The sequence below is a fragment of the Rhodococcus sp. PAMC28707 genome (assembly GCF_004795915.1).
GTDB lineage: Bacteria > Actinomycetota > Actinomycetes > Mycobacteriales > Mycobacteriaceae > Rhodococcoides.
This window is the reverse complement of sequence record NZ_CP039253.1, coordinates 259387-281669: the sequence shown is the minus strand read 5'-3', so window position 1 is coordinate 281669 and position 22283 is coordinate 259387. Positions and strand designations below refer to the sequence as shown.

Sequence of the window (22283 nt, the reverse complement as noted above, 5' to 3'; positions counted from 1 at the left end):
GATACGAGCGAGCCGGTTACACTGCAGAGTCCGATTCGGTCATCACTGTTGCGTTCACTTCACGCAGTCGGTCCTCGTGCTCCTTGGCATGATGGCCGCAGAACAGGAGTTCTCCACCGGTCGAGAGCACAACACGTGCACGAGCCCCAGCGCCGCACCGGTCGCACCGGTCGGTCGCTGTCAATTGTGGGCTGGTCAATGTTCCGGGCATGACTCCTCCGTACTGGCTTTCGGTATCAAGCGATCGCCTGGGGCCGGTCCGCCGCGTCGGTATGGCGCGGTCCGTACACTCTCTCAGACGTTTGGCAGTCACGCGTTGTTCCCATAGGTGTTTCTTTGTGTTGTCACTAACAGGAAACGATCGGAAAGCCCCTGGCAGTTGGGCTTTGCCGAAAACTGCGTTCGCTTACAGCTGATTCCTTTTCGTAAGCGATCGGCGTTTCGTTCGCGACATCGCGGAAGTGCGATGTGAACGATTGTCCACGAGTCGATTCGGCGTACCTGTCTCGTACGATGACGACGTGACCAAGACCTCGTCCATTCTGCTTCACATGTGCAGCATCGAAGAATGGTTGTCCGTGCGTGCTTCGAGCGAGATCCGGCCGCCCGGTTTCGACGACATCGGGTTCGTGCACCTCTCCACAGTGGAGCAGGTCCATCTACCCGCCAACAGGCTATTCGCGGGACGAACCGATGTGGTCCTGCTGCTTGTGGACCCTGACCGTCTCGGATCACCAGTGCGCTGGGAGCCCGGCGTGCCGGGGGATCCGGAAGCGATGCACTTTCCGCATCTCTACGGGCCGCTGCCGACGTCTGCGGTCATCGGCGTCGTCGACTATGCCCCGAACGAGGATGGGAAATTCGGGCCTCCGAAGCTTTGATCGTCCCCTTCGCGTGCTTGTCGAACCAATAGTCCTGCCGAAATGCTATTGCCTACCGAACCGATGCCGCCGAATGTTCGCGACCGGATACGAAGAAAGCCGCCGCCCACTGTGTGGACGGCGGCTTTCTGCGCTGATGGAAAGAATCAGTCCAGGTAGTCCCGAAGTACCTGCGAACGGGATGGGTGCCGAAGCTTGGACATCGTCTTCGACTCGATCTGTCGAATACGCTCACGCGTCACGCCGTAGACCTGACCGATCTCGTCCAGAGTGCGTGGCTGTCCGTCGGTCAGACCGAAGCGGAGACGAACGACACCCGCCTCTCGTTCGGACAGTGTCTCGAGTACCGACTGGAGTTGATCCTGAAGCAGCGTGAACGACACGGCGTCCACTGCCACGACAGCCTCGGAGTCCTCGATGAAATCGCCGAGCTGGCTGTCGCCCTCGTCGCCAATCGTCTGGTCGAGCGAAATCGGCTCACGAGCGTACTGCTGGATCTCGAGAACCTTTTCAGGCGTGATGTCCATTTCCTTGGCGAGCTCTTCGGGGGTGGGCTCACGACCCAAGTCCTGAAGAAGCTCACGCTGGATACGGCCGAGCTTGTTGATGACCTCGACCATGTGCACCGGGATGCGGATCGTACGTGCCTGATCGGCCATGGCCCTGGTGATGGCCTGCCGGATCCACCACGTGGCGTACGTGGAGAACTTGTAACCCTTGGTGTAGTCGAACTTCTCGACGGCACGAATCAGGCCCAGGTTTCCCTCCTGAATCAGGTCCAGGAAGGCCATCCCGCGACCGGTGTATCGCTTGGCCAGTGACACGACAAGTCGAAGGTTGGCCTCGAGAAGGTGATTTTTTGCGCGGTTACCGTCGCGGCAGATCCAGGTGTAGTCGCGTCGTGCGGCCACGGGGAGCTTCTCGCCTTTTTCGGCGAACTCGCGCATCTTTTCGGTCGCGAAGAGGCCTGCTTCGATTCGCTTGGCGAGCTCGACCTCTTCTTCGGCGTTGAGAAGTGCAACTTTGCCGATCTGCTTCAGGTACGCGCGGACCGAGTCGGCCGAAGCAGTGAGCTCGGCGTCCTTACGGGCTTGGCGAAGCGCCTCTGACTCCTCTTCGTCCCAGACGAAGTCTCCGGACGCCTTGTCTTCTGCAGTGGGCTCTGTGGTCGTCTCTTCTTCGGTGTCTGCGCCCACGGCAACAACCTCGACGACGTCGTCGGCTGCCGCGGCGATATCTCCTTCGGAGATGTCGATCTCATCGATGCCGGGGGCATCAGCGTCGGAGGTCGCATCTTCGGCGGACTTCTTCGCGGGTGCTTTCTTAGCAGGAGCTTTCTTGGCTGCTGCGCGTTTGGCGGGAGCTTTTTTGGCGGCGGCTTTCTTGGCCGGTGCTGACGCGACCTTTGCCGCTGGTGCAGCTCCGACCTCCAGGGTCGTGCCGGTCGGTGCTTCCGCAGCAGGTGCAGTGGACGCAGACTCCGATGCTGAATCTACGGTCTGACGAATATCGGTGGCTGCCACGTACGCCCTTTCGTGACGGTGTCGTGCGGCGTCACGCCAGAGTGGTTTCCGGCGGAGAGGTCTTGTCGAATGTGCCGGCGTGCAGACCGGCTTCCCCCATTGTAACGACCCACAGGAACTTTGTTACCGGTCGATGGCTGTATCGCGCGCTGTGTCGGCTGCTAGAGCCGCACCGACGATGCCTGCGGTATTCAACAAAGTGGCTGCCACCACTGGTGTTCTGTTGGTCAAATGCGGAATCCACTTCTCGCTTTTGCGACTTATTCCCCCGCCGGCAATGAAAAGATCGGGCCACAGCAGTGCCTCGAACGTCGCGAGGACCTTCGATACTTCCTTGGCCCACTCCTTGTAGGACAAATCCTTGGACTCCTTCACCGACGAGGCGGCGCGATGTTCCGCTTCCTTGCCGTGGACCTCGAGATGTCCGAGCTCGGTATTGGGAAGCAACACACCGTTGTGAAGAACAGCGGACCCGATCCCGGTGCCGAAGGTGAGGAGCACGACGACGCCGGTTTTGTCCTTGCCTCCACCGAAGCGGTCTTCTGCAATTCCTGCAGCGTCGGCATCGTTGAGGACCGTGATGTTGTCGTTGCCGATCGCCTTGGCGAACAAAGCCCTTGCGTCGGTGTCGATCCATGACTCGTCGATATTTGCTGCCGAGCGCGCAACACCGCCGGTGACAACGGCGGGAAGAGTCACGCCGATCGATCCGGTCCAGCCGAAGTGCTGCACGATCTGCGCGACGACGCTCGCAATGGCATCCGGGGTCGCGGGTTGGGGAGTCTCGATCTTGTATCGGTCACCGACCAACTCCCCGGTGACCAGGTCCACGATCCCACCCTTGATTCCACTACCGCCGACGTCGACACCGAAGCCGTGCCGATGTGCACTGTCGGTTGTGATCGATACCGAACCTGCCTCTGTCATATGCCGCGTTCTCCTGTTGTCGAGGATCAAGCAATGAATACGTGCATTGGAATCTGCGTGCTCGAAGACTGTTGTACTACCGAGAATAGATCCTCGATGTCCAATCCGGTGGGCGATGTGTCGACGACTCGACAATTGGACCGAAATCGCGAATCGCGTCGAGTGGTGTTGCCCTGCGCGGTGTGATGCGATGGTCGAGTGTCGAACCCACGTGTATCGCAGGACTTGTCGTCATCGAACCCGGGCTCAACTCTTGCAACGGAGTTGATGGAGGTTGCACGCGAGGTTGCCGTTGCTGCAGCTGCCCATGTGCGTACGAGGCGACCCGAGGTGTTCGGTCCAGGTGCTCCGGCTGTGGCCGTGGGGACGGGCGGCGAATCGGTGCAGACCAAGAGCACTCCGACCGATCCCGTCACGATCGTCGACACCGAAACCGAGGACTTGCTTCGGGTCTTGCTGGCAGAGCGTCGCCCCGGTGACCCGATCCTGGGCGAGGAGGGCGGGGGAGCCACAGACACGGTGGCCGGAGTCCGCTGGGTGCTCGACCCGATCGACGGAACAGTGAACTTTCTGTACGGCATACCCGCCTACGCGATTTCGGTAGCTGCGCAGGTCGACGGTGTCAGCCTCGTCGGAGTCGTGGTCGATGTTGCGCGGGAACAGGTGTATGCCGCGGTGCGCGGGTACGGCGCGACCGTCACCCAATACGACGGAACCACAACAGAATTGGTGTGCAATCCGGTTGTCGAGGTGTCTCTCGCCCTGGTCGCCACCGGCTTCGGATACGGATCGGCTCGGCGAACCGTCCAAGGCCGCATCATCGGCGAATTGCTTCCGCTGGTTCGCGATATCAGGCGGATCGGATCTGCAGCGCTGGACTTGTGCATGGTGGCGTCCGGCTCGGTGGATGCCCATTTCGAACATGGGCTGAGCCCGTGGGATTGGGCAGCGGGTTCACTCATAGCCGAGGAGGCCGGAGCGATGGTACTTCTGCCCGATCCCAACTCCACGAGTTCGGGCGGGGCGGTCACCGTCGCGGTCGCACCCGGTATCGCAGCTGATTTCACCGAAACGTTGCGGAGACTGGGTGCGCTGGATCCGATTGCGGCCGATTGAACGAGTCCTACTGCCGATAATCGGTCAGCAGGGAGCTTTGCGCGCGGCCGAGAGCAGGTCGATGTCGAGCGGGGCAGGTGCGGCGCCGGGCGTCACTCCAGCGAGCGACTGCAGGACCGACTCTGCGTCCGGGTTCGGCTGCAAATCCTTGAAATAGGTTCCCAGAGCCAAGTCGACGGTGTCGTCGGGGCGTCCGTCCTGGATCAGTTCGGCGCAAGGGGCAGCCAGCCACATCGTGCTCGCAGCAGCCGTCCCAGCCGCACCGAACCGGATCTGGCCTTGGCACTGCATATTCTGATCCAGGTAGACGGGATCGTTACCGACCTGGACGTCCGGTGCGCTCGCGAATCCGTAGTCGCTGAGCTCGGCAGCAACCGTTGCTGCCTGTCCGCGTTCTCCGTTCGCGTTGAACACCCGAACCTTCGTGTTCGCGACCGGCGCCGGTTCCACTTCCAACAGGGTCGACGGGTCGATGCGTTCGCCGAGCGGTGCAGGCACGGTGCCATCGCTCGCAGGCGCTGTCGAGGGTGCATTGCACGCAACGGTCGTGGTTGCAGCCTCGCCGGCCGTGAACACTCGGATCCAGGTCACTACACCGAGGAGCGCCAGCACGAGCAGCACGATCAGAATGGGAAACGCTCGCCGGCGCCGAAACGGACGGCCTTGGTCGTCGGCCGATCGGCCCTCGGTGATCAGAGAAACCACGGTGTGGAAAGCCTTTCCGTCGGCAGAATCGAAGCTGCGCCGAGTCGAACGAGTGTCGGCGCACGCCCACTGTAGTTGGCGAGGGAGACGATGGGCACTGCCGCTGTCCGAAGGTGCACACTCCGGCTATCTTCGGGCTGTTCGGTTGGCTGCCGGCGCCGGTTCGTACCGCCCGCGGAATGTACTGGCGCTCGAGGTTGTTCTTGCGGATTGGTCAGGTGAAATAGGCAGGACCGCGATTCGTCCTAGCTATTCTCTCGCCGCTCGGCTATTGTCTGGCGGCCCCGGTGGTTTCAGAACGGAGCCGATTCGGTGGACCGCAAGAGCGATTGGTGAGGTATCGATCAGGTTTCGATTACAGCTATTCGGGCATCAACCGATGTAGTTTCGGACGCCTCGACTCGGGCAGTCGCGCAGTGCAAGTGAAGTTGCAGTAACAAGGTTCGAACGGCAGCACGGTTCAGTAGTGCGGACCGAAAAGAAACAGGACGGTGGGAGCAACGTAAGCGCCCTCATCACAGCTGGCGATCATGCTAGGACGTCGCCCGCGGCAACCACCGGAAACATGCAAGAGAACGAGGGGTTAGAGGAACAATGGCAACCGACTACGACGCACCGAGAAGAACAGAATCCGACGATGTCTCCGAGGATTCGCTCGAGGAGCTGAAGGCACGCCGCAACGAGGCGCAGTCCGCTGTGGTCGACGTGGACGAATCAGACACAGCAGAATCATTCGAACTTCCGGGCGCTGACTTGTCCGGGGAAGAACTATCGGTTCGTGTGGTGCCGAAGCAGGCCGACGAGTTCACCTGTTCGAGCTGCTTCCTCGTCCATCACCGGAGCCGATTGGCAAGTGATGCGGGCGGAATTCTGGTCTGCAGAGACTGCGCTGCCTGACCGAGCACGCGAACGCGGTCGACGAGCAGAACAACTGACACGCGGGTAGCTCGGATCGATGTAGTTTGCCGGTCCACATGAGATCGAGCGAGAACCATCGAGTGGCTCAGCCAAGACCGTTACGAATGGTCTTCGGGGGTGGGCTGAGCCAAGGCGGCCAACAGGTCGTTCGGACGCCGAGTGCTGACCAGCCAATAGGGGGTGGGGTCATCGGGATCGTCGAGAACAATCAGCACCATTTGTTTGACCCAGGTGCGGTGCTGAACGAAGGCAAGGGGATCCAGCTGCCTTCCCAGCGCCGCGCTTTTTGCTGTCGCCGGTATCGCAGCGCACCTGTCGATTACGTCCAGGGGTAAGTGTGCGCGCCCTACACGGAACTCTCCGGCCCCGTCGTTGTCGCGAACTACCTCGACGGTCATTCTGCTCGACCAGTACAAAGCCCAGATCGGGAATGGAAGCAGAATCACATATGGAAGCCACGCCCGCACTCCCGGCGCGCCCATGTGTACCTCGGCTGCGAGCAATGCACCGACAGCCAATGCTGCCGGCCACCACCACAGTGGAACCCACAGTTTTTCGGTATAGACGACAGTGCCCGTCGCGGAATCCGGGACGGCTGCGGGTTCGAGATCATGATGTTGTTCCTGTGGCACTCGTCCAGGATACGTGCATCCCTGTCGAACACGTAGAGCCGTACGTCAAGGGAAGAAATGGACCGAGCGTCGTGGCAGCGTAGTCTCGGTGCACGTGAGCGACGATCCCAACAGTGCCTCAGCCGACATCGGCGAAGTCGATCCGCCGACTGTCGCGTTGAAACGACTCGACCCAGGCCTCCCGGTCCCGAAGCGAGCCCACGAAGGCGACGCCGGGGTCGATCTGCACATCACGGCCGATGCATCACTCGCTCCCGGTCAACGCCTGGTGGTGGGAACCGGAATTGCAGTGGCGCTCCCATTCGGAATGGTGGGCTTGGTTCATCCGCGCTCGGGTCTGGCGGCGAAATCCGGACTCTCGATCGTGAATGCACCGGGAACTATCGACGCCGGATACCGAGGAGAGATCAAAGTGTGCCTGATCAACCTCGACCCAAACGAGAGCATCGAACTGATCCGTGGGGACCGGATAGCCCAGCTCCTCGTGCAGAAGGTCGAATTGGTGTCCTTCGTCGAGGTCGAGACTCTGGACGACACGGTACGAGGAACTGGCGGCTACGGGTCGAGTGGTGGACACGCGGGCCTTCGCGTCGCCCCCAATCGCCCCCAATCAACAGACTTGAAACCCTGACTCGCAGAGAACGCACCGATTTCGCAGAGAAAGAGAACTGATGATGTTCGGACGGCGGAAGAAGACCGCAGCACAGGATGACGTGTCGACCGGTGGGTTCTTCGGAGACGAAGACACCTTCGACAACTCGAGTTCGGCAGGCGGAGACGACGCGCTCGGTACCGCGACCGCCGCGCGCGACAAAACCGTCGGTGAGCAGGCGGACCCCGATCTCGGTCCGTTCGACCTCACCGAATTGGATGAAGATCGCGACGCTCTTGCCCAGACGCGACTCGATTTAGGATCAGTACTGGTGCCCTTGCCTGCCGGAGGCCAGCTGCAGGTGGAGATGAATCCGGCCGGCGCGCCGCAGGCAGTGCATGTCGTCACTACGCACGGCCGTATCACCATTGCTGCCTACGCCGCGCCGAAGTCGCCCGGCCAATGGCGCGAGGTTGCAGCCGATTTGGCTACCTCGCTTCGCTCGGATCAGTCCGCAGTCAGTATGGAGACCGGTCCTTGGGGGCGGGAGCTGCACGGAGTGACATCGAACGCGGATCTGCGCTTCATCGGAGTCGATGGCTATCGGTGGATGGTCCGTTGTGTTCTGGCCGGCCCGTCGGGCGCGGTCGGCAACGACTCTCCACTCGTCCAGATCGCGCGTGAAGTCCTTGCACAGACTGTGGTCGATCGCGGTACCGAACCTCATCCCGTACGCACTCCGCTCCCGGTGGTCCTTCCGGCAGCTCTGACCGCGCAGCTCGCCGCGGCACAGCAGCAACAGGCGGAGCAGGCCGAGCAGGCGCGAACAGAGCCACAGAGTCCGCTACCTCAGCCACCGACCTCCGCCGCGCCTGCGAACCAGACAACACCTACCGAAGGTCCGCGTCGAGGCTCCTCGGGGTCTGCAATGCAGCAGCTGGGCGGCTGACGCCTCGTTGGGACTGTCCGTGTGGCAGGTAATCAATGCTGCCGACCGGCATCGGTATCAGTCGACGAGGCTCGTCAGATCCTGCATCGAGCGGCGCCCGAGCACCCCTGGATCGGAACCGATGTCGGCAAGGGTGAGGGTGGACAGGCACGAGTTCGGAATTTCTTCGTGCCACGTCCGCGCAACGTCGATCGGGTGAACCGGATCGTCGACGGCGCCGATCACGGCAGTGGGCACGAGGGTGCTTCGTAGTTCGTCGAGATTGGGCGCCACATAGGCGGCGGCTTCCGCGAGAGCGCGGGGGAGATCCGGCCATTGCGACGCCCACGAACGCCGGAGCGTAGATGCCAGCCATTGCGGAGACGTCGCTTCCATCGCTGCAGTCACCGCGTCGAGCCCGGAAGCGTCGAGTTGTTCCATGGTGTACCTCGCGCTGAGTGCTGCCGGTGCGTCGGTCGGATCGGCGATCCAGGGCGGCAGGACTGCCAGGACTCCGATCACCGACTGTGGGTGGCTGCGCGCCCAGGAGAGCGCCACCGCGGCGCCGATCGAGATGCCGCCGACGATGATTCGGCCATGTCGGTGTGCCGCTGCAGACATCGCCTCCTCGTAAGAGGCGACGATGCCGGTGGGATTCGGGCTCACCGCCTCGATCGTGGCTCCCGCTGCCGTTACCGCCGCCGCAAATGCGTCGAATGCGAACTCCGCATCCGATCCGGTGCCCGGTAGGACCACCACATGAGTTGCCGGTCTCGTCACGTTCATTCCGGTGATTGTGCCCGGTGACTTCCACGGACCGTCGACCGGACGATTCGGCCCCGCGGACGCGGTTGAACTGGCGGTTGGCCGTCGGCCTCACGCGGGGCTACAGTGGCGTTGGTACAGGTCTTCACAGCGATGTAACTCGTCGCAGATGCTTCCAGGAGCGCACCATGGCACCCGTTGCCGCAGGATATTTTCGCAGGCTTACGCGTAAGTTGACGGAGGACATCCATCAGCTCGATGCCGAAGAGATGGCGGAAACTGCGGAAGCCTCGGGCGCCCGCCGCGCCTGTGATTGCTCCAGGGGCGAAGAAGTCACGATGTTGGGGCGCTTGCGCAGCGTCGAGGCATGTTCCAAGGCGGCAAACGCAAACATCGAAGCCGAGTTCTTCGACGGCACCGATCCGGTGACGCTGGTGTGGATCGGCCGACGAAAGATCGCCGGGATCGAACCAGGCAAGACCGTCCTCATCCGAGGCCGGGTGGGGGAGCGGAACGGCCGAAAAATCGTCTACAACCCGTACTACGAACTCCGCGACGACTCCTGACCGCGTTCATGTGGCACGCTCGATGATGTGACCGAGAGAGACAGTCGCCCGATGGGCGGCCATGACATACACCCGGAGCTCGGCGTTCCCGCCGACGGAACCGAGCCGAAAATTAGCTCGCTTGTACGGCAGGGCTCAACGGCGGATCACCCGGCCCAGCCGTTCGAGCAGACTGAATCCGACGTCGTCGATGCTACGACGAGTCTGGACGAAGAGAGCAAGCAAACTGTCCTCGAGCAACTCGGCGGCTTGACCGGGTTGGTGTCCTCGACTCTTCCAGTGGTGGTGTTCGTACCAGCCAACAGCATTTTCGGTCTTGCCGTCGGGATTTGGTCGGCCCTCGCAGTCGCTCTGGGTGTGTTGGTGTGGAGATTGTTGCGGCACAATCCGATTCAGCCGGCAATTTCCGGATTCTTCGGAGTCGGGATATGTGCATTCATTGCGTACCGAACAGGCGATGCCAAAGGCTATTTCCTTTTCGGGATCTATACGAGCCTGCTGTACGGAGCCGTGTTCCTGGTCTCGATGCTCGCTAGATGGCCCCTCGTCGGGGTGGCCTGGGGATACCTGAACGGCAACGGCACCACGTGGCGGTCACACCGTCGATCGGTTCACTCCTATGACATCGCCACGTTCGCGTGGGCACTTGTCTTCGGCGCCCGTTATCTCGTGCAGTCCGAGTTGTACGACGCCGACCAGACCGGTTGGCTGGCCGTCGCACGTATCGGCATGGGTTGGCCGTTGACCGGCGTCGCGCTACTGGTCACGGTCTGGGCGGTTCGACGGGCCGATCGAGCGATCGAGGAAGTGAACGAACCAACAGAGGACCGATCAATCCGTCGCGATGTTGGTCAGGCCGACCGCGGCGCGTAGGTCGTTCTCGACTTCCACGGACGCTACGAACAGCAGTTCGTCTCCACCTTCGAGCGGATCGTCCTGCTGCGGGACGATGACACGGCCGCCACGAAGAATGGTCACCAGTGCTGCGTCACGTGGGAGCAGGAGCTTCCGAACGGGCTTGCCTGCCAGCGGGGTGTTCTCCGGAAGAGTGATCTCCACCAGGTTGGCCTGTCCCTTGCGGAAGGTCATGAGGTGAACGAGGTCGCCGACCGAGACAGCCTCCTCGACCAGCGAGGCGAGCATGCGCGGGGTGGACACCGCCACATCGACGCCCCACGATCCGTCGAAGAGCCACTCGTTTCGAGGATCGTTGACGCGCGCGACGACTCGGTTGACACCGAATTCTGTCTTGGCCAACAGGCTCAACACCAAATTCGCTTTGTCGTCTCCCGTAGCTGCGATCACCACGTCATATGTTTCGAGGTTCGACGCTTCGAGGAGCGAGAGCTCGCACGCGTCGGCCAGAACCCATTCCGCTTCCGGAATCGCCTCGGGTTCGACGTGGTCGAGTTTGCGTTCGAGCAGCATGACCTTGTGTTCACTACGAATCAGTTCTCGGGCAATGGATCTGCCGACAGCGCCGGCGCCGGCGATTGCGACTCTCATGGGTTCCCGTTCGTCTCGGTGCGGATGTGACTAGTCGTCGGAGGGCGGGGGATTGGCTGCCAGCGCGATTGCCTCGGCAACCGTCCCGGACACCGCTGCGATATAGATCTCGTCGTCTGCCTGAATGATCGTGCGCTTGTCGGGTAGAAGTCCGGTGCCGAATCTGATGAGAAATGCCGCACGTGAACGAGTCGATTCTTCGAGCAGTGTCAGTTTCTTGCCTATCCACTCCTCGTGAATGTCGAGTAGAACAACTGCGACACTGCCCGAAGGGTCACGCCATTTGGTGGTCGGATCATCGCGCAGAAGATTATGAAGGAATCGATCGGTAGCCCAGGGGACTGTTGCCACCGTAGGAATCCCCAGCCGCTCGTATACCGCCGCACGCTTCGCGTCGTAGATACGAGCGACGACCTTGTCGACGCCGAACGTCTCGCGGGCGACGCGCGCGGCGATGATGTTGGAGTTGTCACCGGAGGAGACGGCCGCGAACGCCTCGGCCTTCTCGATCCCGGAGCGCACGAGGACGTCTCTGTCGAATCCCATGCCGACGATGCGGTGGCCGTCGAAGCTTGGATCCAGACGGAGGAATGCGGTCTCGTCTCGATCGATGACCGCCACCTCGTGGCCGATTCGGTGAAGCGCACCGGCCAGCGATGCGCCGACGCGGCCACACCCCATCACTACTACGTACACAGGCTCCAGCTCCGTTCGGATAGCGTCGATTCGTCTCCCGGCAAGGGGCCGGTGACTCTCGGTGCTCGTACAACAAGGTAACCGGCAGCGCGTCGACGATCGAGCCCAGGCGGTGCAGCGATGCGAAAATTCGGGCATTTCAGGAATGCGGTGTGTGCCCGTCGAACTTGTTCGGTGAGTTTCGGACGCGCCGGTGGTGCGGCCGTATTCGGACGGCCTACGCTTTGCACCGTGCCCAAGGTTTCGACCGCCGCCAAGCGGCTAGTGCTCGGTAGGCCGTTCCGCAGCGACAAGCTCGGACATACCCTACTTCCCAAACGAATAGCGCTTCCCGTTTTCGCCTCGGACGCCATGTCCTCGGTGGCCTACGCGCCGGAGGAGATATTTCTCGTCCTGTCGGTGGCCGGAATTTCCGCTTATGCACTGACGCCGTGGATCGGCCTTGCCGTCTGCGTCGTGATGGCTGTCGTTGTCGCAAGTTATCGGCAGAACGTGCACGCCTATCCGTCCGGCGGCGGAGACTACGAGGTTGCGACGGTCAATCTCGGGCCCACAGCCGGGCTTACGGTGGGCAGTGCGCTGATGGTCGACTACGTGTTGACCGTTGCGGTCTCGATATCGGCCGCGGCATCCAACATCGGCTCGGCCGTGCCGTTGGTGGCTGAACACAAGGTGTTGTTCGCCGTCGTGGCGATCGTGCTCATCACCTCGATCAACCTGCGAGGAATCCGGGAATCCGGGGCGGCCTTTGCCGTTCCCACCTACGCATTCATGATCGGCATGGTGTTGATGCTGGCCTGGGGGCTGATCCGGGTGTACGTCTTCGGTGAGGATTTGAAGGCGGATTCGGCAGTCTTCGAGTTGAAAGCCGAGGACTCGAATCTGTACGGAATCGCCTTCGCATTCCTCATTGCACGAGCGTTCTCCTCCGGCTGTGCTGCGCTGACCGGTGTGGAGGCCATCAGTAACGGCGTGCCTGCATTCCGCAAACCGAAGTCGAAGAATGCCGCGACGACCTTGCTCATGCTCGGCGTCATCGGCATCACTCTGATGATGGGAATCATCATTCTGGCCGAGAAGATCGGCATCAAGTATGCGATGGACCCCGGTGAGCAGTTGATCGGTGCCCCCGACGGCTATCAGCAGAAAACGTTGATCGCCCAGTTGGCCGAAACCGTTTTCTCCGGCTTTCCGATCGGCTTTTTCTTCATCACCGTTGTCACTGCTCTGATTCTTGTGCTCGCCGCGAACACGGCATTCAACGGGTTCCCGGTGCTCGGATCGGTTCTGGCACAGGACCGCTACCTTCCTCGTCAGCTGCACACACGCGGTGATCGCCTTGCCTTCAGTAACGGCATTCTGTTTCTGTCGGGCGCCGCGATCGCGTTCGTCGTCGTGTTCGGTGCCGAAGTGACGAAGCTGATTCAGCTCTACATCGTCGGCGTATTCGTCTCCTTCACGCTGAGCCAAACGGGAATGATTCGCCACTGGACTCGCTTGCTGCGCAGCGAGAAGGACCCGGACCAACGTCGGCACATGTTCCGCTCGCGGATCGTGAACAGCATCGGCCTGGCCATGACGGCTACCGTGCTCGTGATCGTGCTGATCACGAAGTTCGCCGCGGGCGCGTGGATTGCCATCGTGGCCATGATCGCGATATTCGTTCTGATGCGGATGATCCGCAAGCACTACGACACGGTGGCACGCGAGCTCGAGAACGAAGAGTGGGACGGCGTCCTGCCGAGTCGGACACACTCGATCGTGTTGGTGTCGAAACTGCATATGCCCACGATGCGTGCGTTGGCATACGCGCGCGCAACCAGGCCGGACACACTCGAAGCCATCACGGTGAACGTCGATGAACAGGACACGCGCGCACTCGTTCGAGGGTGGGAAGCGAGCGATGTCACGGTACCGCTCAAGGTCGTCGAGTCGCCGTATCGTGAAATCACCAGGCCGGTCCTCGACTACGTCAAGAGGGTGCACCGGGATTCGCCGCGTGACGTCGTGACCGTGTTCATACCCGAGTACGTCGTCGGACACTGGTGGGAGCAAATTCTGCACAACCAGAGCGCCCTCAGATTGAAGAGCCGCTTGCTGTTTCAGCCGGGAGTGATGGTGACCAGCGTCCCGTGGCAGTTGCACTCGTCGGAAAAGGCGAGACGCGAGTCCATCCAGAACGCTCCGGGTGCGTCCCGCCGCGGGTACGAACCGCCGACGCCGAAATGAGCACCATGAGCGAGAACTGGGTAGGCCAGAACATCGAAGTGACACTCGGGGCGCCGGGGCACGGAGGGTTTTGCGTTGCGCGCCACGAGGGCCGCGTGATGTTCGTGCGTCATGGACTGCCGGGCGAGATCGTCCGTGCCGCAGTGACAGAGGATCGCGGCGGGTCGTTCTGCCGAGCGGATGCGGTGGAGATCGTCGTTGCGTCACCGGATCGGATCGCACCGCTCTGCCCGATATCCGGTCCAGGTGGATCCGGATGCTGTGACTACTCGCACGCGACCTTGGCTGCGGGCCGGGCCATGAAAGCGTCCGTGGTGAGCGAGCAATTGCGTCGTATCGCGGGCCTCGAGCGTGACATCGAGGTGGAGGAATTGCCGTTCACGGGAGACGGAACGGGGTGGAGAAGCCGGGTTCGACTGACCGTGGACCTTGCCGGACGCGCAGGTTTTCACCGCTACCGAAGTTCGACCATCGTGACCGAGCTCGAGTGCCCCCAGGTGGTGTCGGGTGCTCTCGACGGATTGAACGAGGAGAAGTGGCGTCCGGGCGCGGAGCTTGCAGTGGCGGTCGACGGTACAGGCGAGCGACACGTGGTCGAGATTGCGCCCGCAGCGGTGTCGAAAACGGGGCGACGTTCGCCGGGCAGGCGTGGTGCGTCTGCCCGACGTGCTGCGTCGGCGCAGGAGCGGACGCAGCGCACCGTCGTCGGTAGCGGCCGGGCACACGAATTCGTGGCCGGACGAGAATGGGAGCTGGACGCGAACGGCTTCTGGCAGGCACATCGCGGGGCCGCACAGATGTACAGCGACGTCGTGGCCGAATGGGCGCTACCGAACCCAGGATCGGTTGCGTGGGACTTGTACGGCGGTGTCGGAGTGTTCGCTGCCAGCCTCGCACCCAGTGTGGGTACCGACGGGCGGGTGGTCAGTGTCGAATTCTCTCGACGCGCGGCAGCGGACGGCGCCGCAGCACTACAGGACGTGAAACAAGTGGCGTTCAAGCCAGGCCGGGTGGAACGGGTGGTGGAGCTGTTGGACGCTCCCGACGTCGTCGTGCTCGATCCTCCTCGCGCAGGCGCTGGCAAAGAGGTCGTCTCGAGCGTCGCATCACGTTCACCGAGGCGCATCGTTCACATCGGTTGCGACCCAGCGTCGTTCGCCCGGGATGTCGGTCTGTATCGAGAGGCTGGGTACACGTTCGAAGGGATGCGCGCATTCGACGCCTTCCCGCTCACACACCATGTGGAGTGCATCGGCCTGTTCGTCCGCTGAGATCCGATCGATCCAGAGGTCTGATTCGATCGGCGTGAGTCGATATCGCTATCAGGATGCCCATTTCTCCACGATTCGGCCGATTTTCGCCTCGCCCACAATCTGTTTTTCACGCCCGCCCCATCCCTTTCGTTCCGTGCACCGAATACCTTGTGCGGCGGGAAAACGCGGAGGTTTCGGTGTGAGAGCCATATGAGCACTACTCTCTTGATCAATGAACGCGATCAGATTCGAATCAGTTGGGACCTTGGTCCGGTGAGCGCCACCCCGAGTTCGGACTCGCCGTTTCAAAGGACATCCGATTCATACGACGACCCGTCGGCATCGGTGGACTCCGAAGGAGCCGCGTGTGCAGTCCCCAGCGCACAGTTGCGCAATCTGCGGGCCGACGAGACCGAGCGGCTTCGTCGTCTCATGGCAGCAGTTGCCCAGGGTGACCAGCGTGCGTTCGCCGAGTTGTACGACGCGACGTCTGCTCGCGTCTACGGGATGGTGCTGCGCGTACTTCGTGACCCCGGGTACAGCGAGGAAACCACCCAGGAAGTTTTTCTCCAGATTTGGCGATCGGCTCCGAACTACGATCCGAAGCAGGGCAGTCCACTCGCGTGGATCATGACTCTGGCTCATCGGCGGGCCGTCGATAGGGTCAGGTCGGAGCAATCCGGTACCGACCGTGAGGCAGCATATGGCGCCATCAGCCACTCACCCGAGCACGACGAGGTGCTCGAGGCTGTCACGCAACGGCTCGAATCCGATGCAGTGATCGCGTGCCTCGATACGTTGACCGATACCCAGCGTGAATCTGTGCGAATGGCTTACTACAGCGGTTGGACCTACCGCGAGGTTGCCGAGCGCCTCGAGGTGGCGGTACCGACCATCAAATCGCGAATACGAGATGGGCTGATCAAGTTGAAGACATGTTTGGGGGTGACACCCTCATGAGCGAAGCGACACGACAGCGACTACTCGATTCCGCGGAGGTATTTGCCCTCCATGCGGTCAGTGCAGCAGAACAAGCAGAGATCGAGCGCGATCTCGAGTCGGTCGACGATACCGCCCGAGTCCAGTTCGGCATTCTCGTCGGGGAGATTCAGGAGACGTTGGCGCTGGCGTCGGTGCTCGATGCCGTCGAGCCCCCGGCAGGGGTTCGTGCACGGATTCTCGACGAAGTTCCGCGCACACCTCAGGTGACCCCACCTGCGTCGACCGCGTCGAACGTGACGAGCATGAAGGGTCACCGTGATCGACGAAGCACCAGGTTGCGTTCATCGTTGATGGCTGCGGCGGCGGCAGTGGTCGTTGTGGTCGGTGGAGGTGTCGTCGCGACGCAAGTGATCGGGAACGATCCAAGCCCGACGCAGGCCGAGCAGGTGATTGCGTACGGTGACACGCAAGAATCCACCGCGAGCTTCCCTGGTGGAGGTACTGCGAAGATCTCGTATTCACGTGAAGCAAACTCGGCCGTGGTGGAACTCGACGGTGTGGCGGCGCCGGAGGCGGGCAAGGACTACCAGATGTGGTTCGTCGAAGGAACTCCAAGGTCGGTTGGGCTCGTCACGTCGGCGCAATTGGCGGAAGGCAGCCAGACGGTCATCGAGGGTATGGGGGGAGCGACCAACTTCGCGTTCTCGCTCGAACCCGCAGGCGGCTCACCGCAGCCGACCGAGGTGCTGACAATGGCGACATTAGGCGCGTAGCAAGACAGCGCCTGGCAACAAGGTGACAGCTGGAGCTGTGTGGACGAGGGCACCGGTGGAGATTTTCCGCCGGCGCCCTCGTTTCGACGGGGCCCGCACTCGATGGTCAGCGCCGCGTTTCGAACTGGCCAAGCGACTTTATGGCGGTGTTCATCTGCAGGTATGCCCCCGTAGCGAGGTTGGTCAGTAGCTCCAGTTTCACGTCGGGTGCGTTTTTCGTCAGTGCATCGAAGTCCGCGACCGAAAGCACTCCTACGGTCAACGGCGTGTCCGCGCAGAAGTCGAGGATGAAGGATGTGCCGGCCAAGAGCGGCATCTCACCGAAGCTCATGCCCGGCGACAGCGTGGTTATTCGATGACGTGAACCGTCGTCGGCCACGAAGATCGAGCTGACTTCACCTGCGAGCACCAGGAACAGCCCCGACGCCGAGTCTCCGCCGCGCACGATCACTCGGCCGCGGGGATACTCCCGGATGTCGATCAGCGCTTCCACTTGCTTGTGCTGAGCGGGGGTCAGTCCGCTCAGGACCGGATGTTCCGATATCGAGATCGTCTCCGGTTGCCGCGGACCTGCGCAGTAGCGGTCGAGTAGCAGTTCTTCCGCCCATCGAATGGCCGAGCCTGCGTCGGAGAAAACCCGGCCCGCTCCAGCGTTCGGGTCGATACTTGAAACCTTGTGCCCCATGACTCCATGTGGGTCGACCAGCGAGGCCTGGCATCCACGTTCAGCCAGGTGACCGTGCAGGGCGTCGAACATGCTGCGTGCCACATCACTGACCTCGCCGACCCCGCGGGCATCGATGACCAACGCGTCGAGCTTGTCGTCGAGGTTGCCGATCTCACGTACAGCGGTCTCGGCGCCCGAGAACAGCAGGTCGCCGTGTAGTTCGTATACTCTTGCGCGAGTACCGAACTCGGCGAGGGCATCCTGTTCGATGTCGCTTCTACGCTTTCGCGACGGTACTTCGGTGAGCGTGTAACGAGCGCGAATTGCCGAACGGGCTGCACGGGTCACATGCAGGAAGTGCAGTTCGAGCCTGGTGGACAATTCGCGGCAGGTCGCCACTCCCCGCACGCTGCTCCCGTGTTGATCGAGACGGGGGGAATACACGGCAATCCCCATCTGCCCCGGCAACACTGCGAGCAGTCCACCTCCGACTCCGCTCTTGGCCGGCATGCCGACTCGCGCAACCCAATCACCTGCACCGTCGTACATACCGCAGGTAGTCATCACACTGAGTACTCGTTCGACGAGGGCGGGTGCCAAAGCGCGTTCTCTGGTTCGTGGGTTCACGCCATTATTGGCCATGGTGGCCGCCATCATGGCCAGATCGGCCGCGGTCACATCGATCGAGCATTGACGAAAGTAGAGGTCGACGGCCGCGTCTGGATCCTCCTCGATGATGTCGAAGGACCGCAGCATGTATCCGATCGCGCGGTTTCGATTTCCGGTTCTGGCTTCGGAGGCGTAGACGCTCTCGTTGAAGGTGAGTTCTCGGCCCGCGTAGCGTGAGTACGCCGCCCTGATCCGTTCGAACCGATGTTCCCTCGTGCGTCCTTTGATCAACGACGCCGAGGTGATTGCGCCGGCATTGATCATCGGATTTCTGGGACGTTCGGTGATCGGGTCCAAACTGATCTCGTTGAACGGCTCACCCGACGGTTCGATATCGATCTTGCGGGCAACTGCAGCCTCACCGCGATCTGTCAGCGCCAATGCATAGGTGAACGGCTTCGAGATCGACTGAATGGTGAAGGGGGTCGCGGTTTCGCCAATTTCGTAGACATAGCCATCGCTGGTCGCAAGGGCTATCCCGTAGCCGTCGGGTGCGACTGCCGCGAGCTCCGGGATGTAGTCGGCAACCGCACCCGACGTATTGTCTCGGCATGCCTCGAACACGTCCTTCAGGATTTGGTCCACGACAGTTGTCATGAGGTGACCCTATGCTCCGGCCACCTGTTTCGATGTGACGATGGACGCGCCGCGATTGTTGGGTGCAGGTGCCGGACCGCAGTATTGTCGACCAGTAGGAGCTATCTCGGCGTCGCTCCACGGGACGCTACGTAGACTGGGGAGACAAGACAGTTCGCATCGAACAAGGCAAGACTGCAAGGACCGAAGATTTCCGGCCGGAGGGAGCGATCTCGTTGGGTGTCCTAGCTCGAATCCAGACGCCCGAGGACTTGCGCCGACTGGCCCCGTCCGAAGTGGCAGACCTGGCAGTCGAGGTCCGTGAGTTCCTCGTCGACAAGGTGTCGGCGACGGGAGGTCACCTCGGACCGAATCTCGGTGTCGTCGAATTGACGCTGGCGATACACCGCACCTTTTCCTCTCCACACGACCCGATCATCTGGGACACCGGCCACCAGGCCTACGTACACAAGATGATTACCGGTCGGACCGGAGCCTTCGATTCGCTGCGCAAGCAGGGCGGTCTTTCCGGCTACCCCTCACGCGCAGAGAGTGAGCACGACTGGGTCGAGTCTTCACACGCTTCGGCCTCGCTGTCGTACGCAGACGGACTGGCAAAAGCTTTCGAGCTGAAAGGGCAAACCGACAGGCACGTCGTAGCCGTCGTCGGCGACGGTGCCCTGACAGGTGGCATGTGTTGGGAGGCCCTCAACAATATCGCCGCAGGCAAGGACCGCTCGGTTGTCATCGTCGTCAACGACAACGGACGCTCCTACGCACCGACGATAGGCGGCCTCGCCGAGCATCTCGCAGCGCTTCGGCTGCAGCCCGGTTACGAGCGGGTACTCGACAACGGTCGACGCATCGTGCGCAAGATTCCTTTCGTCGGCAAGACCGCATACGCGATGTTGCACGGCATGAAGGCCGGAGTGAAAGACGCGCTGAGCCCTCAGGTTCTGTTCACCGATCTCGGTATCAAGTACCTCGGACCCGTCGACGGCCACGATGAGCCTGCGCTCGAGTCGGCACTTCGACGTGCCAAGGACTACGGCGGCCCGGTAATCGTTCACGCGGTGACGCGCAAGGGGATGGGTTACGCGCACGCCGAAAACAATGTCGCCGATCAAATGCATGCCACAGGTGTCATCGATCCGCTGACCGGACAATCACGTTCGGTGGCTGCACCGGACTGGACGTCGGTCTTTTCTCGTGAACTCATCGATATCGCGGCTGACCGTGAAGACATCGTGGCGATCAGTGCGGCGATGGCCGGCCCGACAGGTTTGGCTGCATTCGGCGAGAAGTACCCCGGTCGGCTTTTCGATGTCGGTATAGCCGAACAGCATGCCATGACCTCGGCGGCGGGCCTCGCGCTCGGCGGGATGCATCCAGTCGTAGCCGTGTACTCGACGTTCCTCAATCGTGCATTCGATCAGTTGCTCATGGATGTGGCGTTGTTGAACTTGCCGGTGACCTTGGTTCTCGACCGTGCAGGTGTCACCGGCAACGACGGAGCCAGTCACAACGGCATGTGGGACATGTCGCTGCTGGGGATAGTGCCAGGAATCCGTGTCGCCGCCCCTCGTGATTGCGCAACCCTTCGGGAGGAGCTCGCCGAAGCTTTGGCGATACACGACGGTCCCACGGCACTACGATTCCCCAAAGGTGCTGTCACGGATGATGTTCCAGCGCTACGACGACTCGACGGTATTGTCGACGTCCTTGTCGAGCCGGAGTCCGGCGAGCGCGATGTTCTCATCGTCGCTGTGGGGGCCTTCGCTTCACTGGCGGTCGATGCAGCTGAAAAGCTTGCAGCTCAGGGGCTTTCGGTAACAGTGATCGATCCTCGCTGGGTGCTTCCGGTACCGGAGTCCCTCCTCGAGATGGCCAAAGATTTCCGTCTAGTCGTCACGATCGAAGATTCGGGTCTACATGGCGGAATCGGATCGAGCGTATCTGCCGCTGTCCGCGCCGCGGGTGTCGACACGATCTGCCACGACATCGGTGTGCCACAGAGATTCCTGGATCACGCTTCTCGTGAGCAGATTTTTCGTGAGCTCGGTTTGACTTCGGAAGACGTCGCACAGCAAATTGTGGGATGGTCCAAGTCGATCTGAGTCGAACCTCCGTCTTCGATACCTTGACCTTGAAGTAGAGAGCAGACGACGCGGTGAGAGCATTCGTCAAGAAGAGCGCAGAGGACGATACGGTCGAGTTGGCGGAGGTACCCGTCCCGCGCATCGACAACGTCGAACTGCTAGTCCGTGTGCACGCGATCGGAGTGGGCATCCACGACACTTCATTTGTGCCCGCCGATGCGGCATACCCGTATCCGATCGGTATAGAGGCAGCAGGTGTCATCGAGGAGATAGGCAAGGACGTGTCGGGCTTCCAGCCTGGCGAGCGCGTCGCTTTCATCAGCTCTATGCAGTCCAAGGGTGGAACGTGGGCGGAGTACGCAGCCGTCGAGTCGAGTTCCCTCATCGTCCCCATTCCCTCAGCGATGGGGTTCGGCGAGGCGGCTGCAGCACCCGTCGCCGGCAACACAGCGTTGCGAGCGATCGAGGCTCTTGGAGTCACCCCGCCGGGCGGTTCGTTGTTCGTCGCAGGCGGCTCGGGAGCGGTGGGTACCTTCGCCATCCAGATAGCGCGGCAACGTGGATGGCGGGTCGGCGCGTCGTCCTCTACCCGCAATCACGACTATTTGCGCATGCTCGGCGCGGAGGCCGTGGTGGACTACCACGACTCCGATTGGACCCAGCAGATCCAGCAGTGGGCGCCGACCGGGGTCGACGCTGCGATTGCGGTGCAGCCGAACACCTCCGCGCAGGTCATGGAAGCAGTGCAGGACGGTGGCCACCTGATCTCGATCTCTGGGGATCGAGTCGAGCCCGAACGCGGGGTGCGAGTGGAGGTGGTGCCGCATCTCAGCGATGTGCGCGATGATCTGGTGGAGATGATGGACCGGATCTCCCGTGGGGAAGCACACGTGGAGATCGAGCGTACGTATCCGTTCGAGGATGCACTGGATGCGCTTGCACGTGTACAGACCAGACATACCCGAGGCAAACTCGTCGTCGTCGTGGAGTGACCGGACCTCTCGTCTTCTTCATCGAAAAGGAACTCGCCCACCTCAACTCGATTGGTCCTCCGCGTTCGCCTGTTCCACTATGTGTACATCCTCGACGAGATGAGCGCGAACAAACGGATCGTAGGTGAACAAGCGGCTGGCCGTGTCCAAGTCCGTCGACTCGACTATGAACTTTGCGCCAGTGTGGTCCGCCAACGGCCCGGAAGATCGGACGATCCCGCGTCGGATCATCTCGGTGAGCCATGCACGGTGATCCGTCCGATGATCGTCTCTACCGGAGGATGATTCCGGTGTGTAGGAGTATTCGACGACAAACGTGGACATGACA

The 22283-nt window shown here is 61.7% G+C and carries 23 protein-coding genes; 13 read left to right on the top strand and 10 right to left on the bottom strand.

Going from position 1 to position 22283, the window contains the following annotated elements; all coding sequences use genetic code 11:
* Nucleotides 1-16 precede the first annotated feature (16 nt).
* Nucleotides 17-211 (bottom strand): hypothetical protein, encoded by a 195-nt coding sequence (locus E5720_RS01260; protein ID WP_084348730.1) that lies wholly within the window; start codon nucleotides 209-211, stop codon nucleotides 17-19.
* Nucleotides 212-551: 340 nt separating this feature from the next.
* Here E5720_RS01260 and E5720_RS01255 point away from each other — a divergent pair, with 340 nt between their 5' ends.
* Nucleotides 552-881, top strand: coding sequence for a DUF952 domain-containing protein (locus E5720_RS01255; RefSeq protein ID WP_136172353.1), 330 nt, complete (start codon nucleotides 552-554; stop codon nucleotides 879-881).
* A gap of 146 nt (nucleotides 882-1027) precedes the next feature.
* On the opposite strand, the gene E5720_RS01250 is transcribed toward E5720_RS01255, so the two are convergent.
* Both E5720_RS01250 and ppgK read right to left on the bottom strand, forming a co-directional pair.
* The gene (locus E5720_RS01250; RefSeq protein WP_136169155.1) at nucleotides 1028-2404 is read right to left on the bottom strand and encodes an RNA polymerase sigma factor; all 1377 of its coding nucleotides are present in this window, start codon (nucleotides 2402-2404) and stop codon (nucleotides 1028-1030) included.
* 123 nt (nucleotides 2405-2527) lie between these two features.
* Nucleotides 2528-3331 (bottom strand): polyphosphate--glucose phosphotransferase, encoded by an 804-nt coding sequence (gene ppgK / locus E5720_RS01245; RefSeq protein ID WP_136169154.1) that lies wholly within the window; start codon nucleotides 3329-3331, stop codon nucleotides 2528-2530.
* A gap of 267 nt (nucleotides 3332-3598) precedes the next feature.
* On the opposite strand from ppgK, the gene E5720_RS01240 reads away from it, so the two are divergent.
* A complete protein-coding gene (locus E5720_RS01240; protein ID WP_136169153.1) occupies nucleotides 3599-4447 on the top strand; it encodes an inositol monophosphatase family protein in 849 nt (282 codons plus the stop codon).
* Between the two features lie 24 nt (nucleotides 4448-4471).
* Here the strand turns inward: E5720_RS01240 and cei are convergent, their stop codons facing one another.
* A complete protein-coding gene (gene cei / locus E5720_RS01235) occupies nucleotides 4472-5152 on the bottom strand; it encodes an envelope integrity protein Cei (protein ID WP_136169152.1) in 681 nt (226 codons plus the stop codon).
* Nucleotides 5153-5746: 594 nt separating this feature from the next.
* Between cei and E5720_RS01230 the strand changes: the two genes are divergently transcribed.
* Complete coding sequence (locus E5720_RS01230; RefSeq protein ID WP_136169151.1) at nucleotides 5747-6049, top strand: DUF4193 domain-containing protein; 303 nt, start codon at nucleotides 5747-5749, stop codon at nucleotides 6047-6049.
* A 119-nt stretch (nucleotides 6050-6168) separates the two neighbouring features.
* On the opposite strand, the gene E5720_RS01225 is transcribed toward E5720_RS01230, so the two are convergent.
* Nucleotides 6169-6621, bottom strand: coding sequence for a DUF3093 domain-containing protein (locus tag E5720_RS01225; RefSeq protein ID WP_247596271.1), 453 nt, complete (start codon nucleotides 6619-6621; stop codon nucleotides 6169-6171).
* Nucleotides 6622-6829: 208 nt separating this feature from the next.
* Here E5720_RS01225 and dut point away from each other — a divergent pair, with 208 nt between their 5' ends.
* Together dut and E5720_RS01215 are read left to right on the top strand one after the other, a co-directional pair.
* Nucleotides 6830-7333, top strand: coding sequence for a dUTP diphosphatase (gene dut / locus E5720_RS01220; RefSeq protein WP_136172352.1), 504 nt, complete (start codon nucleotides 6830-6832; stop codon nucleotides 7331-7333).
* A 43-nt stretch (nucleotides 7334-7376) separates the two neighbouring features.
* Complete coding sequence (locus E5720_RS01215; RefSeq protein WP_136172351.1) at nucleotides 7377-8243, top strand: DUF3710 domain-containing protein; 867 nt, start codon at nucleotides 7377-7379, stop codon at nucleotides 8241-8243.
* Nucleotides 8244-8300: 57 nt separating this feature from the next.
* Here the strand turns inward: E5720_RS01215 and E5720_RS01210 are convergent, their stop codons facing one another.
* Nucleotides 8301-9008: an alpha/beta hydrolase gene (locus E5720_RS01210; RefSeq protein ID WP_136169149.1), complete on the bottom strand. Its 708-nt coding sequence runs from the start codon at nucleotides 9006-9008 to the stop codon at nucleotides 8301-8303.
* Nucleotides 9009-9175: 167 nt separating this feature from the next.
* Here E5720_RS01210 and E5720_RS01205 point away from each other — a divergent pair, with 167 nt between their 5' ends.
* Together E5720_RS01205 and E5720_RS01200 are read left to right on the top strand one after the other, a co-directional pair.
* A complete protein-coding gene (locus E5720_RS01205) occupies nucleotides 9176-9553 on the top strand; it encodes an OB-fold nucleic acid binding domain-containing protein (protein WP_136169148.1) in 378 nt (125 codons plus the stop codon).
* A gap of 204 nt (nucleotides 9554-9757) precedes the next feature.
* Nucleotides 9758-10426 (top strand): DUF3159 domain-containing protein, encoded by a 669-nt coding sequence (locus E5720_RS01200; protein WP_210730002.1) that lies wholly within the window; start codon nucleotides 9758-9760, stop codon nucleotides 10424-10426.
* Here E5720_RS01200 and E5720_RS01195 read toward each other — a convergent pair.
* Both E5720_RS01195 and E5720_RS01190 read right to left on the bottom strand, forming a co-directional pair.
* The gene (locus E5720_RS01195; RefSeq protein ID WP_136169147.1) at nucleotides 10385-11059 is read right to left on the bottom strand and encodes a TrkA family potassium uptake protein; all 675 of its coding nucleotides are present in this window, start codon (nucleotides 11057-11059) and stop codon (nucleotides 10385-10387) included. The genes E5720_RS01200 and E5720_RS01195 overlap by 42 nt on opposite strands.
* Before the next feature lie 30 nt (nucleotides 11060-11089).
* Nucleotides 11090-11755: a TrkA family potassium uptake protein gene (locus E5720_RS01190; protein ID WP_210729932.1), complete on the bottom strand. Its 666-nt coding sequence runs from the start codon at nucleotides 11753-11755 to the stop codon at nucleotides 11090-11092.
* Between the two features lie 231 nt (nucleotides 11756-11986).
* On the opposite strand from E5720_RS01190, the gene E5720_RS01185 reads away from it, so the two are divergent.
* The 4 genes from E5720_RS01185 to E5720_RS01170 all read left to right on the top strand — a co-directional run bounded on the left by E5720_RS01185 (nucleotide 11987) and on the right by E5720_RS01170 (nucleotide 16952).
* Nucleotides 11987-13984: an APC family permease gene (locus E5720_RS01185; protein WP_136169146.1), complete on the top strand. Its 1998-nt coding sequence runs from the start codon at nucleotides 11987-11989 to the stop codon at nucleotides 13982-13984.
* Between the two features lie 5 nt (nucleotides 13985-13989).
* The gene (locus E5720_RS01180; protein ID WP_136169145.1) at nucleotides 13990-15255 is read left to right on the top strand and encodes a TRAM domain-containing protein; all 1266 of its coding nucleotides are present in this window, start codon (nucleotides 13990-13992) and stop codon (nucleotides 15253-15255) included.
* Nucleotides 15256-15669: 414 nt separating this feature from the next.
* Nucleotides 15670-16197, top strand: coding sequence for a sigma-70 family RNA polymerase sigma factor (locus E5720_RS01175; protein WP_348769854.1), 528 nt, complete (start codon nucleotides 15670-15672; stop codon nucleotides 16195-16197).
* Nucleotides 16194-16952, top strand: coding sequence for an anti-sigma factor (locus E5720_RS01170; protein ID WP_136169143.1), 759 nt, complete (start codon nucleotides 16194-16196; stop codon nucleotides 16950-16952). Before E5720_RS01175 ends, E5720_RS01170 begins: the two co-directional genes overlap by 4 nt.
* 106 nt (nucleotides 16953-17058) lie before the next feature.
* Here E5720_RS01170 and glsA read toward each other — a convergent pair whose 3' ends face one another.
* Nucleotides 17059-18885, bottom strand: coding sequence for a glutaminase A (glsA, locus tag E5720_RS01165; protein WP_136169142.1), 1827 nt, complete (start codon nucleotides 18883-18885; stop codon nucleotides 17059-17061).
* Nucleotides 18886-19100: 215 nt separating this feature from the next.
* Between glsA and dxs the strand changes: the two genes are divergently transcribed.
* The gene (gene dxs / locus E5720_RS01160) at nucleotides 19101-20981 is read left to right on the top strand and encodes a 1-deoxy-D-xylulose-5-phosphate synthase (protein WP_136169141.1); all 1881 of its coding nucleotides are present in this window, start codon (nucleotides 19101-19103) and stop codon (nucleotides 20979-20981) included.
* A gap of 53 nt (nucleotides 20982-21034) precedes the next feature.
* On the top strand, nucleotides 21035-21955 hold the full coding sequence (locus E5720_RS01155) for an NADP-dependent oxidoreductase (protein WP_136169140.1): 921 nt from the start codon (nucleotides 21035-21037) through the stop codon (nucleotides 21953-21955).
* A 42-nt stretch (nucleotides 21956-21997) separates the two neighbouring features.
* Here the strand turns inward: E5720_RS01155 and E5720_RS01150 are convergent, their stop codons facing one another.
* Nucleotides 21998-22279 carry a YciI family protein gene (locus tag E5720_RS01150; protein ID WP_136169139.1) on the bottom strand — a complete coding sequence of 94 codons (282 nt, stop codon included), beginning with the start codon at nucleotides 22277-22279 and terminating at the stop codon, nucleotides 21998-22000.
* Nucleotides 22280-22283: the final 4 nt, after the last annotated feature.

Bases quoted from the DNA above. Each gene is read 5' to 3' on its own strand.
- E5720_RS01195 (WP_136169147.1), bottom strand. From the start codon at position 11,059: ATGAGAGTCGCAATCGCCGGCGCCGGCGCTGTCGGCAGATCCATTGCC.
- E5720_RS01205 (WP_136169148.1), top strand. From the start codon at position 9,176: ATGGCACCCGTTGCCGCAGGATATTTTCGCAGGCTTACGCGTAAGTTG.
- E5720_RS01215 (WP_136172351.1), top strand. From the start codon at position 7,377: ATGTTCGGACGGCGGAAGAAGACCGCAGCACAGGATGACGTGTCGACC.
- E5720_RS01210 (WP_136169149.1), bottom strand. From the start codon at position 9,008: ATGAACGTGACGAGACCGGCAACTCATGTGGTGGTCCTACCGGGCACC.
- E5720_RS01230 (WP_136169151.1), top strand. From the start codon at position 5,747: ATGGCAACCGACTACGACGCACCGAGAAGAACAGAATCCGACGATGTC.
- E5720_RS01180 (WP_136169145.1), top strand. From the start codon at position 13,990: ATGAGCGAGAACTGGGTAGGCCAGAACATCGAAGTGACACTCGGGGCG.
- E5720_RS01260 (WP_084348730.1), bottom strand. From the start codon at position 211: ATGCCCGGAACATTGACCAGCCCACAATTGACAGCGACCGACCGGTGC.
- E5720_RS01240 (WP_136169153.1), top strand. From the start codon at position 3,599: ATGGAGGTTGCACGCGAGGTTGCCGTTGCTGCAGCTGCCCATGTGCGT.
- ppgK (WP_136169154.1), bottom strand. From the start codon at position 3,331: ATGACAGAGGCAGGTTCGGTATCGATCACAACCGACAGTGCACATCGG.
- E5720_RS01170 (WP_136169143.1), top strand. From the start codon at position 16,194: ATGAGCGAAGCGACACGACAGCGACTACTCGATTCCGCGGAGGTATTT.
- glsA (WP_136169142.1), bottom strand. From the start codon at position 18,885: ATGACAACTGTCGTGGACCAAATCCTGAAGGACGTGTTCGAGGCATGC.
- E5720_RS01150 (WP_136169139.1), bottom strand. From the start codon at position 22,279: ATGTCCACGTTTGTCGTCGAATACTCCTACACACCGGAATCATCCTCC.
- E5720_RS01175 (WP_348769854.1), top strand. From the start codon at position 15,670: ATGGCAGCAGTTGCCCAGGGTGACCAGCGTGCGTTCGCCGAGTTGTAC.
- E5720_RS01255 (WP_136172353.1), top strand. From the start codon at position 552: ATGTGCAGCATCGAAGAATGGTTGTCCGTGCGTGCTTCGAGCGAGATC.